Below are 15,275 nucleotides of genomic sequence, written 5' to 3'. Positions count from 1 at the left end.
GGAGGGGGACCGCCGCGAAGCGGTGGTGGAGGGGCCGCGAGCGTCAGCGAGCGCTGCGCGCTCGACCCCTCCGTCAGCCCTGCGGGCTGCCACCTCCCCATCGCAAGTCGATGGGGAGGATCTTATGACAGCTTCCCACCCCCAAAGCGGCCACGACAAATACCGCACATTTCGCTGGCGTAGCCCCGCAAAAATCGGCAGCAATGCAGCATGGCCGCGCGTCCCGTCCTTGGCATCATCGCCTGCAACCGCTCCGTTGGTACGGAGATCGCACAGACGGTCATCAACCGCTATGCGACCGCGGCGATGCAATATGCCGATTGCGCGGCACTGATTATCCCCTCGCTCCCCGATTTCATGCGCGCGGACGAGGTTGTCGGGCGGCTCGACGGGGTGCTGCTGACAGGCACGCCGTCGAATGTCGAACCGGCGCGCTATGGCGATGCGGGGGCGGGTGAGGGGCCGTTCGATCCCGACCGTGACCGAATGATGATCGAACTGGTCGAAGCGGTGATCGCGGCGCAGCGGCCGCTGTTCGGCATCTGCCGTGGCTTTCAGGAAATCAACGTCGCGCTGGGCGGCACGCTGCGCCGCGACACATCGGCGAGCAAGGAACTGCTGCACCACCACGCCCCCGACGGCACGGATTTCGATGCGATGTTCGACCATCGTCACCGCGTCGATCTGGTTGCGGGCGGCATCCTGGCCTCCGCCTATGGCTCGGCATCGCTTGACGTCAACTCGGTCCATTATCAAGGCGTCGGCGAACTCGCCGCGGGGCTGGCGGTCGAGGCACGCGCCCCTGACGGGTTGGTCGAGGCCTATAGCGCGCGCCCGAACGGCGCGCCGCTGCTCGCGGTGCAATGGCACCCCGAATGGGCGACCGACGACAACGCCGAAAGCCAGACCTATTTCCAGCTGCTGGGTCGCGCGTTAAGAGGCGGATTATGAACCGCCGCGTCACCCGTTACGACCGCTATCTCGCGCGAATTAGTTTCTCGCCCTGATCGGGGGATTCCCCTCCCTGAAAGGGAGGGGCTAGGGGTGGGTTGCTCGCCGCAGGCGAGCGCTCTTCCCTCGACCGTCCTACCCCCCCCCAACCTCTCCCTGAAAGGGAGGGGAGTCAGGAAGAAACACATGCCCCGCAATCACGACATCGCCGAACTCAAGCGCCTCGACGTCGCGCACCATTTGCCCGCGCAGGCCGACTGGGCCGAGATCGAAAAACTCGGCGGCAGCCGCATCATTACCCATGCCGAGGGTTGCTATATCCATGACGGCGACGGCCACCGCATCCTTGACGGGATGGCGGGGTTGTGGTGCGTCAATGTCGGCTATGGCCGCGAGGAACTGGTCGAGGCGGCGGCGGCGCAGATGCGTGAACTGCCCTTTTACAACACCTTCTTCAAGACCGCGACACCGCCGACGGTGACGCTGGCGGCAAAGATTTCCTCGCTCACCGGCAACCGTCTGCCGCATGTCTTTTTCAACGCCTCGGGCAGCGAGGCGAACGACACGGTATTCCGCATGGTGCGCCATTATTGGAAGCTGAAGGGCGAGCCCAAGCGCACCGTCTTTATCAGCCGCTGGAACGCCTATCACGGCTCGACCGTCGCGGGGGTTTCGCTGGGCGGGATGAAGGCGATGCACGCGCAGGGCGACCTGCCGATCGCCGGGGTCGAGCATGTCCGCCAGCCCTATGCCTTTAACGAAGGGCAGGGGATGACCGAGGAGGAATTCTGCGACGCGTGTGTGCAGGCGATCGAAGACAAGATCCTGGAAGTCGGACCTGAAAACTGCGCCGCGTTCATCGGCGAGCCGGTGCAGGGAGCGGGGGGAGTGATCATCCCGCCCAAGGATTACTGGCCGAAGGTCGAGGCGGTGGTGCGCAAATATGGTCTGCTGCTCGTCGCCGACGAGGTGATCTGCGGTTTCGGGCGCACCGGCAAGATGTGGGGGCATGAAACGATGGGCTTCACGCCCGATCTGATGCCGATGGCAAAGGGGCTGTCGTCGGGTTACCTGCCCATCTCGGCCACTGCGGTCGCGGCGCACGTTGTCGAGGTGCTCAAGACCGGCGGCGATTTTGTCCATGGCTTCACCTATTCGGGGCATCCGGTGGCCGCAGCGGTCGCGCTGAAGAATATCGAGATCATCGAGCGCGAAGGCCTCGTCGAGCGCACCGGCAGCGTCACCGGCCCGCATCTGGCCAAGGCGCTGGCGACGCTGAACGATCATCCGCTGGTCGGCGAAACGCGCTTGATCGGCCTGCTCGGCGCGGTCGAGATCGTTGCAGACAAGGGAACGCGCGCGCGCTTCGGTGGTGCCGAGGGGACGGCGGGGCCGATGGCGCGCGATGCGTGCATCGCGAACGGCCTCATGGTGCGCGGGATCCGCGACAGCCTGGTTATGTGTCCGCCTTTGGTCATCACGACCGAACAGATCGACGACATGATTGCCATCATCCGCAAATCGCTGGATGAGGTGATGCCGCGACTCCGCGGGCTCTGACCGAAAGATCGACACGCTATGCCTTCCGGCCTTTTTGCCCTGCTCGATGACGTCGCCACAATCGCCAAAGTCGCGGCGGCCAGCGTCGATGACATTGGCGCTGCCGCGTCGAAAGCCGGGATCAAGGCCGCGGGCGTGGTGGTCGATGATGCCGCGGTGACGCCGCGCTATGTCACGGGATTCCAGCCGAACCGCGAACTGCCGATCATCTGGCGCATCGCCAAGGGCTCGATGTTCAACAAGCTGGTGCTGATCCTGCCGACGCTGTTACTGTTGTCGGCGGTGGCGCAATGGGCGATCACGCCGCTGCTGATGGTTGGCGGCGCCTATCTGTGCTTTGAGGGCGCCGAGAAGGTCTGGCACAGCTTTGCGGCAAAGAAGCACAACCTCGCCGAAAAAGCTGCCGAGGTGGTCGATCCGAACCATGAGGAGACCATGGTCAAGGGTGCGATCCGGACCGACTTCATCCTGTCGGCCGAAATCATGGTGATCGCGCTCAACGAAGTGCTTGACCAGCCTTTGGCGATGCGTGCGGCGACGCTGATCGTGGTTGCGATCGCGATCACAGTGGCGGTCTACGGCGTGGTCGGGCTGATCGTGAAGATGGACGATATCGGCCTGCATATGGCCAAGGCCGGTTCGGTGGCACGGCGCGCCATCGGACGCGGACTCGTCAATTTCATGCCCAAACTGCTCGCGACGCTGGCGGTGGTCGGCACTGCCGCGATGCTGTGGGTCGGCGGGCAGATATTCCTGCATGGGCTGGATCAATATCATATCGGTAATCTGGGTCATGGCCTCCACGATTTCGCACATGCGGTCGCGGGCGGGCTGCCGGGTGCCGGTTTCTGGGAATGGTTGATCAATGCGGGCGGGGCAGGGGTGTTCGGGTTGCTGCTCGGCGGATTGATTGTCGCCGGGTTGCATCTGGTGCCGGGGAAAAAGGCGGCGGCGCACTAATCTTCTGCGTCATTGCGAGGAGCCGAAGGCGACGCGGCAATCCAGAGTCGCGTAAACCTCCCTGGATTGCTTCGCTTCGCTCGCAATGACGCAAAGAGGGGGGTTACCCCAGCAACACCACCGGACTGTCGGCGCGCCAGTGCATGCTGACGCGGTCGTCCCAGGTGAAATCTTCCTGATCGTGGCGCGACAGGTTCGGCCGCGAGACGCGGATGCGGGCGCCGCCGTCGAGTTCGATCTCGAACAGGGTGATGTCGCCGAGGTAGCTCATGCCCTTGATCTTGCCGCGCGCGAAATTGTAACCGTCGGGGGCGTCCTGCGCCGCGGCTTTCACCGCCTTGCCTTCACCCGGAACGTGCAAATAGATTTTCTCGGGGCGCAGTGCGATCCAGACGTCGGCGCCGTGCGGCCCGGTGACGCCGTGGTTGAGATAAATCTTGCCGACCCCCGGGCAATCGACCGCCGCCTTGTCGGGCTCGTCGAGGGTCAGCTTGCCCTCGAAAATATTCACCGATCCGACGAAATCGGCGACGAAGCGGTTGGCGGGATATTCGTAGAGGTCCGAGGGCGTCGCAAGCTGCGCCACTTCGCCCTTGTTGATCACCCCGATGCGGCACGCCATCGACAGCGCCTCGTCCTGATCATGGGTGACGGTGACGAAGGTGATGCCGACCTTTTCTTGAAGCTCCGACAGCTCAAACTGCATTTGCGCGCGGAGTTTGGCGTCGAGCGCCGAGAGTGGTTCGTCGAGCAGCAGCACCTTGGGTCGCATCACCAGGCTGCGCGCGAGCGCGACGCGCTGGCGCTGGCCGCCCGACATCTGGTCGGGCATGCGCTCGCCAAAACCGCCAAGCTTGACCAGTTCGAGCGCTTCGGCGACGCGGTCTTTGATCTCGCCACCTTTCACCCCGGCGATCTTGAGGCCATAGGCGACATTGTCGGCGACGCTCATGTGCGGGAACACAGCATAGCTTTGGAACACCATGTTCACCGGGCGCTTGTTCGGCGGGATGCCGGCCATGTCCTGCCCGTCGATCAATATCCTCCCTTCAGTCGGCAGTTCGAAACCCGCGATCATCCGCAGCAAGGTGGTCTTGCCGCAGCCTGACGGGCCGAGCAGCACGAAAAACTCGCCGGCGTTGATGTCGAGGCTGACATTGTCGACCGCGGTCACCTTGCCAAAGCGTTTCGAGACATTCTGGATCTGGATGATCGGTTTGGCGGGTTCGGTCATGGTCAGTGGGTTTCCGCAATGGCTTTCACGCCCTGGGCCTTGAGCGCGATGAAGGTCAGGATGACGGTCAGGATGATGAGCAGGGTTGACGCCGCATTGACCTCGGGCGTCACCGAGAAGCGGACCATCGAATAGACCTTTACCGGGAAGGTGATCGTGTCGGGGCCGCTGGTGAAATAGGTAATAACGAAATCGTCGAGGCTGAGCGTGAAGGCGAGGAGGGCACCCGCAACGAGCGCGGGCTTGATATGCGGGACCAGCACGTCGCGGAACACCTGCGCCTCGCTGGCGCCCAGATCCTTGGCGGCTTCCTCCTGCTCGCGGTTGAAGCTCGCGAGCCGCGAGCGGACGACCATCGTCACGAAGGGAAAGCAGAAGGTGATGTGCGCGATGGTGATCGCGCCGAGGTTGAACGGCCACACCAGATCGGTCGGCCAGCCCACCGCGGCAAAGAACATCAGGAAAGCGACGCCAAGGCAGATTTCGGGGACAATGATCGGCAGCGAGATCGTGCCATCAATCGCGCCCTTCCACGGGAAGCGAAACCGCCACAGCATCACCGCGGCGAGCGTGCCGAGGACGAGGCTGGCCAGCGTCGCGAACGCCGCGATGGTCAGCGAGTTGATCAGCGCCTCGACCAGCTGGTCGTTGCCGAGCGCCTTTTCATAATATTTGGTGGTGAAGCCGCGCCACACCACGTTGCGTTTGCTGTCGTTGAAGCTGAAGATCATCAGCACGACCAGGGGCGCATAGAGGAACACCATCACCGCCCCGACCCACAGCCGCATCCACAAGGTGCGGCTATATTCGAGCGGGGCGACGGGGGTGCGAGCGAACAGGGCCATCAGCGGACCTCCGGCACTTTTTTGCGCATCGACTGGATCGCGATCAGGATGAACATCGCATAGATCAGCAGGAATGACAGCGCGGCGCCGAACGGCCAGTCATTGGCTTTCTTGAACTGGCGTTCGATGACGTTGGCGATCATCTGGCTGTCGGTGCCGCCCATCAGGTCGGGAGTGAGGTAGGCACCGAGCGCGGGGATCAGCGTGATCATCACCCCGGCGATGATCCCGGGCGCGGCCAGCGGCACGACGATGCGCATTATGGTGCGGAAATGCCCCGCGCCAAGGTCAAGGCTCGCCTCGATCAGGCTGCGGTCGAGGCGGTCGAGCGCCGCATAAAGGGGGAGCACCATGAAGGGCAGGTGGACATAAACGAGGCCAAAGACGACCGCGAAATTGTTGAAGAGCAGCTGCACCGGCTCCCACGTCGGCAGCGGTTGCAGGCCGACGAGGGTCTTGAGCCAGCTGGTTCCTTCCCACAGCGCGCCGAGCCCCTTGTTGGCGAACCCCTGCGTCCCGAGCAGCATCATCAGGGCATAGGTGCGGATCAGCAGGTTGGTCCAGAAGGGCAGCATGATGCCGAGCAGCAGCCACGGCCGCCACTTCTCGCTGGCAAAGGTGATCGCCATTGCGACCGGGAAACCGACGATCAGGCAGATGAGGGTGACAAGCGCCGCCACGGCAAAGCTCTTGCCGAAAATGGTGAGGTAGAGCCATTCGGTGGCGCGCTTGTAATTGTCGAGGGTGCCCGAGAAGTCGAAGCCAGTCTCGCCGACCTTCTCGCCAAGGCTGTACTGCCAGACAATGAACATCGGGATGAGAAAAAACGCGATCAACCAGAACAAGGTCGGCAGCGACACCGCCGCGAAAGTCCGTTTGCTCGTCTTCCAGTCCTGTTCGGCCACCCCCCGATTGCCTCCTCTGAATTCCGTGTCAGCAACAATCCCCGTCATTGCGAGCGCAGCGAAGCAATCCAGAGCGGTTTACGCACGCTCTGGATTGCTTCGCTGCGCTCGCAATGACGAAGGGAAAGAGCATTCGATTACGCCGCGCGAACCCGCGTAAAGGCTTCCTCGAACAACGGCTGCAAGGTCGGATTGAACTTGGCATATTCGCATTTCGCCAGCACGTCGGCGGGTGGGTAAATGACGGGGTTGTTCTTGTAGCTGTCGGGCATGAGCGCCTTCGCCGCAGCATTGGGGGTCGGGTAGAGGATCGTTTCGGTGATCTTCTTGTCGACTTCGCCGTCGAGGATATAATTGATGAAGGCGTGCGCGTTCTTGGGATGCGGCGCGCCCTTCGGAATGCACAGATTGTCCGAATTGAGCTGGCTGCCCTCCTTCGGCACGACGAAATCGATGTCGTCGTCCTCGGTCATCGCCTGCGCGATGTCGCCATTATATTCGAGCACCAGGTCGACATCGCCCTTGAGCAGCAGATCCTGCCCGTCGTCGACATGGAAATTCTTCACATTGGGCTTCTGCTTGATCATCATCGCCTCGATCGTGGCGATGTCGGCGGGGGTCAGCGCGTTGACCGATTTGCCCAGATATTTGCCGTAAAGGCGGAACATGTCGCCGGCCTCGGACAGCCAGGCGATGCGGCCGGCATATTCGGGACTGTCGAACAGGGCTTTCCAGCTGTCGGGTTTCGCCTTCACCTTCGACTTGCGATAGCCGATACCAAGCGCGAGCCAAGTGTAAGGCATCGAGAATTTGCGCCCCTGGTCATAATCGACATCGATAAAGGTCGGGTCGATATTTTTCATATTCGGGATCGCGGCATGGTCGAGCGTCTGGAGCATCCCCGCCTGCGCCATGCGTTCGACAAAGTCGTTCGACGGCACGATGACGTCGTAGCCCGGGTTGCCCGCCTTGAACTTCGCAAACAGCACGTCGTTGCTGTCGAACAGGTCCATCTTGACGTTGACGCCCGATGCTTCCTTGAAATCGTCGAGCGTCGTCTCGCCGATATAGGTATCCCAGTTGTAGAAGTTGAGCTTGGCTTCCTCGCCGTTCGCGAGCTTTTTGCCTTCGCCCTTGCTGCACGCCGCGAGGCCGCCGAAGCTGATCCCGATCGCGGCGACGCCCATCGCCTGAAGCAGCGAGCGGCGCCCGCGGGTCTGTTTGATCAGTTCGTTGAAATCCATCGCGAGCCTCCCTGTCTGTGACGTCAAGCTGACTCAATCACGCGCGATTGGGAAGTGGTTTTTTGCGCTGCACCAAGATTTCTTGAAACTTTCATGCGTTGCGCAGGTACCAATCGTAATCGAGCGTCGGGACGACGCTGAAATAATTATCCTGTTCGACCCGTTTGACGATGCTGAACATGTCGACGAAGCGGTCGCCGAGATAGTCGCGCATCAGCCCGGAGGCGTGGAAGCGGTCGACCGCGGCGAACCAGTTCGACGGCGGCTTGTCGTCGCCGCTGCTGTCGCGGTCATAGCCGTTGCCGACAACCGCGGCACCGGGGTCGGCCCGTGTCGTCATGCCGTGGTGCATGCCCGCCAGTACCGCGGCGACCGCAAGATAGGGATTGGCGTCGGCACCGCAGGCGCGATGCTCGACATGACGGCTGGGGGGCGGCCCGGCGGGGATGCGGAACGACACGGTGCGGTTGTTGACCCCCCAGGTCGGCGCGACCGGCGCGTAGCTGTTCGCCTTGAAGCGGCGATAGCTGTTGGCGTGCGGGGCAAAGAGCGCAAAGGCATCGCCGACGGTCGCGATCATGCCGCCGATCGCGTGGCGTAGCGCCGGGGTGCCTTCGGGATCGTCGCTGGCGAAGATGTTGGTTCCGTTGCCGTCGTTGACCGAGACATGGATATGCATGCCGCTGCCCGCCTGCTCAGCAAACGGCTTGGCCATGAAGGTCGCTTCGAGGCCGTGCTGCTGCGCGACCGCCTTAACGAGTCGCTTGTACATGATTGCATCGTCGCAGGCGCGCAGCGCGTCGGGCTTGTGGCGCAAGGTCAGCTCGAACTGGCCGGGCGCAAATTCGGAGATCGCGCTTTCGAGCGGGATGTCCTGCGCGTCGGTCGCGGCATAAAGCGCGTCAAAGAAGGGCCGGAAATCGTCGAGCTCGCGGAGGCCATAGACCTCGACGTTGCGCGGCGTGTCGCGGCTATAGCCGGGGCGGGCGGGGCGCACCGTACCGTCGCGCGCACGGCGTGGATCGACGAGGTAGAATTCCAGCTCGACCGCGAGAACCGGGGTCAGCCCGTCGGCGGTGAAACGGTCGACCACGCGGCCGAGCACATGGCGCGGATCGAGATCGTGCGGGGTGCCGTCGAGTTCGTAAAAATCCACGAGAAACTGCGCGGCATGGTCGCCGCCCGACGGGGTGCGGACGAGGGTGCCGGGGATCGGCTTCATTGATCGGTCGGCGTCGCCGTCCTCCCACACCAGCCCCGTTTCGACGGTGTCCTGCCCGGTGATATCGACGACGGTGATCGAGCCGGGAAACATGCGGCCGCTTTCATACACCGCCATCACCTCATGCTGGCGCAGCCGTTTGCCGCGCGGCACGCCGCCCATGTCGGTGTAGATCATCTCGATCGAATCGATATCGGGATTGGCCTTGAAAAAGGCTTCGGCCTCCGATCGCGGCGCGATCACGCCCGATGATTTCGACATCGCCCCTCTACTCCTTCAGCGCTTTGGTACAGTCGGCAAAGCCGCTCACCAACCGGTCGATCTGGTCGTCGCCGGTAACCGGGCTCACCAACATCATATTGTGGAACGGCGCCAGCAAAATCCCGCGGTTGGCAAGGAACAGGTGGATCGCCGCTTCAAGGGCGGGCTGCATCGCCGCCTTTGCCTCGCCGCCATTGCGCGGCGGGGTGGGGCAGGTGAGGAATTCGACGCGGGCGCCGACCTGGGTGACGTGCCAGTCGAGATCGGCGGCGGCGATTTCCTGTTTCAGCCCGGCAACAAGGCGCGCGGCGCCGCGCAGCATATGATCATAGGCGGCGGGGGTTACGACGTCTGACAGCATCGCGTCCATCGCGGTGATCGCGAGCGCGTTGGCCGACAATGTCGTGCCGATGCCGCTGTGACCCGCTGGGCGCGACTGGTTGAGCGCTGTCATCTGTGCTGCGACGGCGGCGGTGAAGCCATAGACTGCGCACGGAACGCCACCGCCGATCGACTTGCCGACGACCATCAAGTCGGGCTTCGGGCCTTGAGTGACGCCATGGCCGCCATAGCCCGACGAGATGGTGTGCGTCTCGTCGAACACCAGCAGGGTGCCGGTCTCGTTACAGAGGGTGCGGAGCGTTTGGAGAAATCCCGGCGCATCGCGGACCATGCCGACGTTGGTCATCACCGGCTCGGCGAGAACACACGCGATGTCGCCGCCGCGCAGCGCGGCGGCGAGGGAGTCTTCATCGTTGAACTCGATCACGGTGGTCGTGTCGCGCAGGTCATGAACCTGCCCGATAAGGCTGGCGCGCATGACGGGCTGGCCGTTATTCAGATCGACGAACGCGTCGTCAACCGCGCCATGGTAGGCGCCATTGAAGATCAGGATTTTGGCGCGCCCGCTGATCCCGCGGCACCAGCGGATGACCGCACGATTGGCCTCGCTCGCCGTCGTCGTGACCTGCCATAAAGGCAGGCCGAACATCGCCGCCAACCGTGCGGATAGTGCGGCGCCGCGCTCGGTTGGAAGCATGTAGCTCAGCCCCTCGCTCGCTTGCTTCGCCAAAGCGCTGGCAAGGGCAGGGGGCGAGTGACCGAACAGGCTGGCGGTGTCGCCGAGGCAGAAGTCGTCGTAGGTCTGCCCGTCGGTGCTGGTCAGCGTCGCGTCCTTTGCCGCCGCCGCGACGATTGGTACCGGGCTGGGCCAGTCCGTCATCCAGTGGAAAGGCACCGACTGGAACCACCCGGTTGCCGCGGCCTGATGCGCCAATGCGCGGGGGTTGGCGGCGCGGAAGCGCTCGGCCTCATGTGCCGCGACACGGGCGATGGCGGCGCCCGAAATCATCCGAGCTTGTCCTTCATCGCGTAGTAGAGCAGTCCCAAGGTCGCGAGCGGCTGGCGCAGCCATTTGCCGCCCGGGAAGGGGCGGCTGGGCAGATTGGCGAGTACATCGAAGCGCTCGGCGGTCCCCGCCATCGCCTCGGCAATCAACTCGCCCGCGAGCGTCGTTACCAGCGCGCCATGACCTGAGAAACCATGAGCGAAAAAGACATTTCCGCGCCGCCCGATATGCGGCAACCGGTTCATCGTCACCGCGACGGCGCCGCCCCACCCATAGTCGATCTTCGCATCGGCGATCTGCGGGAAGACTTGCGCCATGAAGGGCCGCACGAACGCCGCGATGTCGCGCGGCGGGGTCTGCGAATAGCGCTCGCCGCCACCGAAAATCAGGCGCATGTCGGCCGACAGGCGGAAATAGTTGAGGACGAAGCGGCTGTCGGCGACCGCAGCGTCGCTGGGGAGCAATGCATCGGCATTCGCGAGCGGCGCGGTCGCGATGTTGTAGTTCATGATTGGCACGGTGTAGCGGCCAAGGTCGGGTTCGACATGGCCGATCCAGCTATCGGTCGCGTCGATGACGTATCGCGCGGCGATATGCGCGCGATCGGTTATCACAGCAAGGCAATCGGACATGTCAGTGATCTCGTAGGCGCGCTGACCTTCCCAGATGCAAACACCCGCAGCTTCGGCAGCTTGCGCCAATCCGAGCGCATAGTTCAGCGGATGGAAATGGCCGCCCTGCGGATCGTATATGCCGCCGTGATAGAGCGGGCTGGCGATATGGTTCGGCATATCCGCTTTCGCAACGACATCACTCTGGTAGCCGAAGCGCTGAGCGAGATATTCCGCCTCGCGCCGCAGGGAATCGAAATCCTTCGGCGTCCACGCCGCTTCGAGATGACCGGATTTCAGGTCGCAATCGATGCCGTGCTTGGCAATCCGCGCCGCCACCCGGTTGTCGCGCCAGCACAGGTCGAACAAGGCATCGGCGCGCTCGCGGCCGAATTCGGTCTCCAGCTCTGACGCCGACCAGCGCAGGCCGGGGATCAACTGTCCGCCATTGCGCCCCGACGCGCCGAAACCGATATGCTCGCGCTCGATCAGAATCACCGAAAAGCCGCGCTCGGCACAGGCGAGTGCGGCGGCCAGTCCCGTGAAGCCGCCGCCGATCACGGCAACGTCGAACGACAGGTCTTCATCCATCGCATATGCGGAACGCCACGATTGCGCGGTCGCGGCGTAATAGCTGTTGGTGAGCGGGTCGGTCATGGCCGGGCCGCGGGTCAGACCCGCATCAGCAGATGTTCGCGCTCCCAGCTCGACACCACCGATTGATAGTTGAACAGCTCATAGTCCTTAACCGCATAGAAGATTTCGAAAAAATCGTCGCCGAGCAGGTTGCGCACCTTTTTGCACGAGCTGAACCGGTCGAGCGCGGCCTCCAGCGTGCGGGGCAGGGTGCGGGCGCGGTTGTATGCGCTGCCCGCGATCGGCTTGGGCGGCACCATGCGGTCGACCATGCCGATATAACCGCACACCAGCGACGCGGCGATCGCCAGATAGGGATTGCTGTCGGCGCCGGGTAGCCGGTTCTCGACGCGGCGGTTATGCTTGTCCGACACGGGAACGCGGAAACCGCACGAGCGGTTGTCTACCCCCCATTGGACATTGATCGGCGCCGCGCTGTCGGGACGCATGCGGCGGAAGCTGTTGACGTTCGGCGCCCACAGCGGCGCGATTTGCGGCATGAAGCGGATCAGCCCGGCGACATAGGAGCGGAACGCCGCGCTGTCGCGCCCGTTGGCGGTCGAGAACAGGTTTTTGCCGGTGGCGGCATCGACCACCGACTGGTGGATGTGCATCGCGCTGCCCGGCTGGCCGGCCATCGGGTTGGCCATGAAGGTTGCATAGACATTGTGCTGCTTGGCGACGCCGCGCACGACGCGCTTGAACAGGAAAACTTCGTCGGCGAGCCGCAGCGGATCGCCATGTTCGAAATTGACCTCCAGCTGCGCCGCGCCCATTTCGTGGATCATCGTGTCGATATCGAGCCCCATCAGCTCGCAATCGTCATAGATGTGATCGATGATATCCTCATATTCGTTCATCGCCTCCAGCCCGTAAGGCTGACTCGCGCTTTCGCTGCGTCCAGACTGGCCAACCGGCGGGGTCAACGGGAAATCGGGGTCGGTGTTCTGCGAGACGAGGTAAAATTCGACCTCGGGCGCGATGATGGGTTTCCAGCCCTTCTCGGCGTAGAGGCCCAGCACCTTTTTCAGGATCGTGCGCGGCGCGATGTCGACCTCGCTGCCGTCGCCGTTGAAGGCGTCGGCGATCACGAAGGCGGTCGGCGAGGTAAAACCCGGCGCGACGCAGATCGTGTCGGGATCGGCGATCAGATATTTGTCGGGGTCCTTGTCCCAGATGTCGTCGATGTCCTCGGGATAATGACCGTCGATCGTGCAGATGAACACGCTGCCCGGAATGCGCAGCGACTTGTCCTTGACCGAGGACAGGAATTTCTTGGCGGGCAGCACCTTGCCGCGTTGAACCCCGTTGATGTCGGGAACGATACATTCGACTTCGTCGATTTTATGGTCGCTGATCCATTGTTCCAGATTGACTGACATGAGCCCCCGATTGGGCCAAGGAGCTGGCCCGGTTGTGCGCCGCCAGCCTATCGTGAAGTGGAGCAGAGCGCCAGAGGGGCCGTTATCGGCCATTTTCGCCGTTGCCACTGTCGCGCGCGGCGGTCACTATGCGGCGGTTCGGCTGAGCGGGAGAGTGGCGGTGAAGGGCGAAAATGATCCAATGGCGGCGTTCTGGATGCCGTTCACCGCCAACCGGGCATACAAGGCCAAACCGCGCCAGCTCGTATCGGCCAGCGGCATGTACTACCGGTCGAGTGACGGGCGCGAAATCCTCGACGGGACGTCGGGACTGTGGTGCAGCAATGCAGGCCACTGCCGCCCCGAAATCACCGACGCCATTGCCAAGGCAGCCGCGACGCTCGATTTTGCGCCGACTTTTCAGCTCGGCCATCCGCTGCCGTTCGAGCTGGCGCAGCGGCTGGCGGCGCTGATGCCCGACGGTCTCGACCGGATATTCTTCACCAACAGCGGGTCCGAATCAGTTGATACGGCGCTGAAAATCGCGCTGGCGATCCCGCGCGCAAAGGGACAGGGGACGCGCACGCGGTTGATCGGGCGCGAGCGGGGCTATCACGGAACCGGCTTTGGCGGGATCAGTGTCGGCGGGTTGGTCAACAACCGGCGCGCATTCGGCGGCGGGCTGCCGGGCGTCGATCACATGCGCCACACGCACGACATCGCGCGCAACGCCTTCACGCGCGGCTTTCCACAACATGGCGCCGAACTGGCCGACGATCTCCAGCGCCTCGTCGATCTGCATGGCGCCGAGACGATCGCGGCGGTGATTGTCGAACCGATGGCGGGGTCAACCGGCGTGCTGATCCCACCGGTCGGCTATCTTCAGCGGCTGCGCGAGATATGCGACCGGCATGGCATCATTCTTATTTTTGACGAGGTCATCACCGCCTTTGGCCGCGTCGGCGGCGCGACCGCAGCCGGGCAATGGGGCGTGACCCCCGATATCATCACGATGGCAAAAGGGTTGACCAATGCCGCGGTGCCGATGGGCGCGGTGGCGGTAAAGCGCGAGCTGCATGACGCGGTGATCGAAAGCGTACCCGGCGGCATCGAGCTGTTCCACGGCTACACCTATTCGGGGCATCCGCTGGCCAGCGCGGCGGGGCTGGCGACGCTCGATCTCTACGCGCGCGACGGCCTGTTCGACCGGGCGACTGAGCTCGCCGGCTATTGGGAAGATGCGGCGCACAGCCTGAAAGGGCGGCGCCACATTATCGACATTCGCACCATCGGGCTCGTCGCCGGAATCGAGCTGGAACCCCGCGCCAGCGCGCCGACGGCGCGGGCGATGGAACTGTTCCATGCCTGTTTCGACAACGGTCTCTTGGTGCGCGCGACCGGCGATATCATTGCCTTGTCGCCGCCGCTGATCGTAGAAAAAACCCAGATCGACGAGATATTCGGAAAAATCTCGGAATTGCTGGCCGACATCGACTGACGCCGCGGAATGTTACCCCGCGTCAGTATCGACGCGGATCGCGTCGGCGCGCGCCGCCGCTGCAGCGACCTGCCGCGCGCGCGTCGCTTCGGTCTGAACCAGACGTTCGGCCATCGTGCGCCACGCCTGTTCGGCACGCAAATTGCGGTCGCGAACTTGCGACAAGGTGCTGGCCGCCGCGTCGACGGCGCATTTATCGGCCTGAGCCTGATAGAAGTCACTGGTGTTCGACATGGCGGATATCCTTAGCTCTGGGGTGGGGTAGGCAGTCGGTCTGAGTGTGTTCAGTCGATCATCTGGGCGATCAGGCGGCGCAATTCGCTTTGCGACAGGGTCGGTGATCGCCGGATAGATTTCCGCGCCGGCGCGTTGATCGCGGCATAGGGGCGGAGAAGGGAAGGGAATCTGTTCAAAACTAAGTTCATATTATCCTGTGTTCAATTATATTATTGTTTTCGTGGGTCAGCGCCGGTTACCCTTGCGCGGACCGCTACCGGCCGGACCGGCGCCGCGATCACGATAGATGATGCGGCCTTTGGTTAGGTCATAGGGTGTCATTTCGACGCGCACCGCGTCGTCGCGGGCGACAAGGCCGCCCAGATTTTTGCCGCCGCCCGCGATGAGTGCGACTTTGCCCTT

The 15,275-nt window shown here is 63.3% G+C and carries 14 protein-coding genes and 1 pseudogene; 4 read left to right on the top strand and 11 right to left on the bottom strand.

From position 1 onward, the window contains the following. Positions 1–210: 210 nt before the first annotated feature. From IR187_RS16185 to IR187_RS16175, 3 genes are all read left to right on the top strand, one after another. A complete protein-coding gene (locus tag IR187_RS16185; RefSeq protein WP_194955607.1) occupies positions 211–951 on the top strand; it encodes a gamma-glutamyl-gamma-aminobutyrate hydrolase family protein in 741 nt (246 codons plus the stop codon). Positions 952–1,137: 186 nt separating this feature from the next. Next, positions 1,138–2,511 (top strand): aspartate aminotransferase family protein, encoded by a 1,374-nt coding sequence (locus IR187_RS16180; RefSeq protein ID WP_194955606.1) that lies wholly within the window; start codon positions 1,138–1,140, stop codon positions 2,509–2,511. An 18-nt stretch (positions 2,512–2,529) separates the two neighbouring features. Continuing rightward, positions 2,530–3,471 (top strand): DUF808 domain-containing protein, encoded by a 942-nt coding sequence (locus IR187_RS16175; RefSeq protein WP_194955605.1) that lies wholly within the window; start codon positions 2,530–2,532, stop codon positions 3,469–3,471. 103 nt (positions 3,472–3,574) lie between these two features. On the opposite strand, the gene IR187_RS16170 is transcribed toward IR187_RS16175, so the two are convergent. The 8 genes from IR187_RS16170 to IR187_RS16135 form a co-directional block, all read right to left on the bottom strand. Then, complete coding sequence (locus IR187_RS16170) at positions 3,575–4,705, bottom strand: ABC transporter ATP-binding protein (protein ID WP_194955604.1); 1,131 nt, start codon at positions 4,703–4,705, stop codon at positions 3,575–3,577. A gap of 2 nt (positions 4,706–4,707) precedes the next feature. Next, positions 4,708–5,550 (bottom strand): ABC transporter permease, encoded by an 843-nt coding sequence (locus IR187_RS16165; protein ID WP_194955603.1) that lies wholly within the window; start codon positions 5,548–5,550, stop codon positions 4,708–4,710. Continuing rightward, complete coding sequence (locus IR187_RS16160) at positions 5,550–6,455, bottom strand: ABC transporter permease (protein WP_324187716.1); 906 nt, start codon at positions 6,453–6,455, stop codon at positions 5,550–5,552. Before IR187_RS16160 ends, IR187_RS16165 begins: the two co-directional genes overlap by 1 nt. 137 nt (positions 6,456–6,592) lie before the next feature. Next, complete coding sequence (locus tag IR187_RS16155) at positions 6,593–7,699, bottom strand: ABC transporter substrate-binding protein (protein ID WP_194955601.1); 1,107 nt, start codon at positions 7,697–7,699, stop codon at positions 6,593–6,595. 91 nt (positions 7,700–7,790) lie between these two features. Next, complete coding sequence (locus tag IR187_RS16150; protein ID WP_194955600.1) at positions 7,791–9,182, bottom strand: glutamine synthetase family protein; 1,392 nt, start codon at positions 9,180–9,182, stop codon at positions 7,791–7,793. Between the two features lie 7 nt (positions 9,183–9,189). Further along, positions 9,190–10,533, bottom strand: coding sequence for an aspartate aminotransferase family protein (locus IR187_RS16145; RefSeq protein WP_194955599.1), 1,344 nt, complete (start codon positions 10,531–10,533; stop codon positions 9,190–9,192). Then, a complete protein-coding gene (locus tag IR187_RS16140; protein ID WP_194955598.1) occupies positions 10,530–11,798 on the bottom strand; it encodes an NAD(P)/FAD-dependent oxidoreductase in 1,269 nt (422 codons plus the stop codon). The genes IR187_RS16145 and IR187_RS16140 overlap by 4 nt, the downstream gene beginning before the upstream one ends. 14 nt (positions 11,799–11,812) lie before the next feature. Continuing rightward, positions 11,813–13,159, bottom strand: a complete 1,347-nt coding sequence (locus tag IR187_RS16135) for a glutamine synthetase family protein (RefSeq protein WP_194955597.1) — start codon at positions 13,157–13,159, stop codon at positions 11,813–11,815. A 34-nt stretch (positions 13,160–13,193) separates the two neighbouring features. Here IR187_RS16135 and IR187_RS16130 point away from each other — a divergent pair, with 34 nt between their 5' ends. Next, positions 13,194–14,636 carry an aspartate aminotransferase family protein gene (locus IR187_RS16130; RefSeq protein WP_407699096.1) on the top strand — a complete coding sequence of 481 codons (1,443 nt, stop codon included), beginning with the start codon at positions 13,194–13,196 and terminating at the stop codon, positions 14,634–14,636. Positions 14,637–14,648: 12 nt separating this feature from the next. Here the strand turns inward: IR187_RS16130 and IR187_RS16125 are convergent, their stop codons facing one another. The 3 genes and pseudogenes from IR187_RS16125 to IR187_RS16120 all read right to left on the bottom strand — a co-directional run. Beyond that, a complete protein-coding gene (locus IR187_RS16125; protein ID WP_194955596.1) occupies positions 14,649–14,870 on the bottom strand; it encodes a hypothetical protein in 222 nt (73 codons plus the stop codon). Positions 14,871–14,920: 50 nt separating this feature from the next. After that, the gene (locus tag IR187_RS17045) at positions 14,921–15,049 is read right to left on the bottom strand and encodes a hypothetical protein (RefSeq protein ID WP_267463799.1); all 129 of its coding nucleotides are present in this window, start codon (positions 15,047–15,049) and stop codon (positions 14,921–14,923) included. Between the two features lie 49 nt (positions 15,050–15,098). Continuing rightward, positions 15,099–15,212 (bottom strand): annotated as a pseudogene (locus tag IR187_RS16120) (translation initiation factor IF-1); the annotation flags it as partial. Between the last annotated feature and the right edge of the window lie 63 nt (positions 15,213–15,275).

Origin of the sequence: Sphingopyxis solisilvae (assembly GCF_015475875.1) — a bacterium.
Taxonomy (GTDB): Bacteria; Pseudomonadota; Alphaproteobacteria; order Sphingomonadales; family Sphingomonadaceae; genus Sphingopyxis; species Sphingopyxis solisilvae.
This window is presented reverse-complemented; position numbering and strand designations above follow the sequence as displayed.

Bases quoted from the DNA above. Each gene is read 5' to 3' on its own strand.
- IR187_RS16140 (WP_194955598.1), bottom strand. From the start codon at position 11,798: ATGACCGACCCGCTCACCAACAGCTATTACGCCGCGACCGCGCAATCG.
- IR187_RS16155 (WP_194955601.1), bottom strand. From the start codon at position 7,699: ATGGATTTCAACGAACTGATCAAACAGACCCGCGGGCGCCGCTCGCTG.
- IR187_RS16150 (WP_194955600.1), bottom strand. From the start codon at position 9,182: ATGTCGAAATCATCGGGCGTGATCGCGCCGCGATCGGAGGCCGAAGCC.
- IR187_RS16180 (WP_194955606.1), top strand. From the start codon at position 1,138: ATGCCCCGCAATCACGACATCGCCGAACTCAAGCGCCTCGACGTCGCG.
- IR187_RS16145 (WP_194955599.1), bottom strand. From the start codon at position 10,533: ATGATTTCGGGCGCCGCCATCGCCCGTGTCGCGGCACATGAGGCCGAG.
- IR187_RS16175 (WP_194955605.1), top strand. From the start codon at position 2,530: ATGCCTTCCGGCCTTTTTGCCCTGCTCGATGACGTCGCCACAATCGCC.
- IR187_RS16165 (WP_194955603.1), bottom strand. From the start codon at position 5,550: ATGGCCCTGTTCGCTCGCACCCCCGTCGCCCCGCTCGAATATAGCCGC.
- IR187_RS16170 (WP_194955604.1), bottom strand. From the start codon at position 4,705: ATGACCGAACCCGCCAAACCGATCATCCAGATCCAGAATGTCTCGAAA.
- IR187_RS16135 (WP_194955597.1), bottom strand. From the start codon at position 13,159: ATGTCAGTCAATCTGGAACAATGGATCAGCGACCATAAAATCGACGAA.
- IR187_RS16185 (WP_194955607.1), top strand. From the start codon at position 211: ATGGCCGCGCGTCCCGTCCTTGGCATCATCGCCTGCAACCGCTCCGTT.
- IR187_RS16125 (WP_194955596.1), bottom strand. From the start codon at position 14,870: ATGTCGAACACCAGTGACTTCTATCAGGCTCAGGCCGATAAATGCGCC.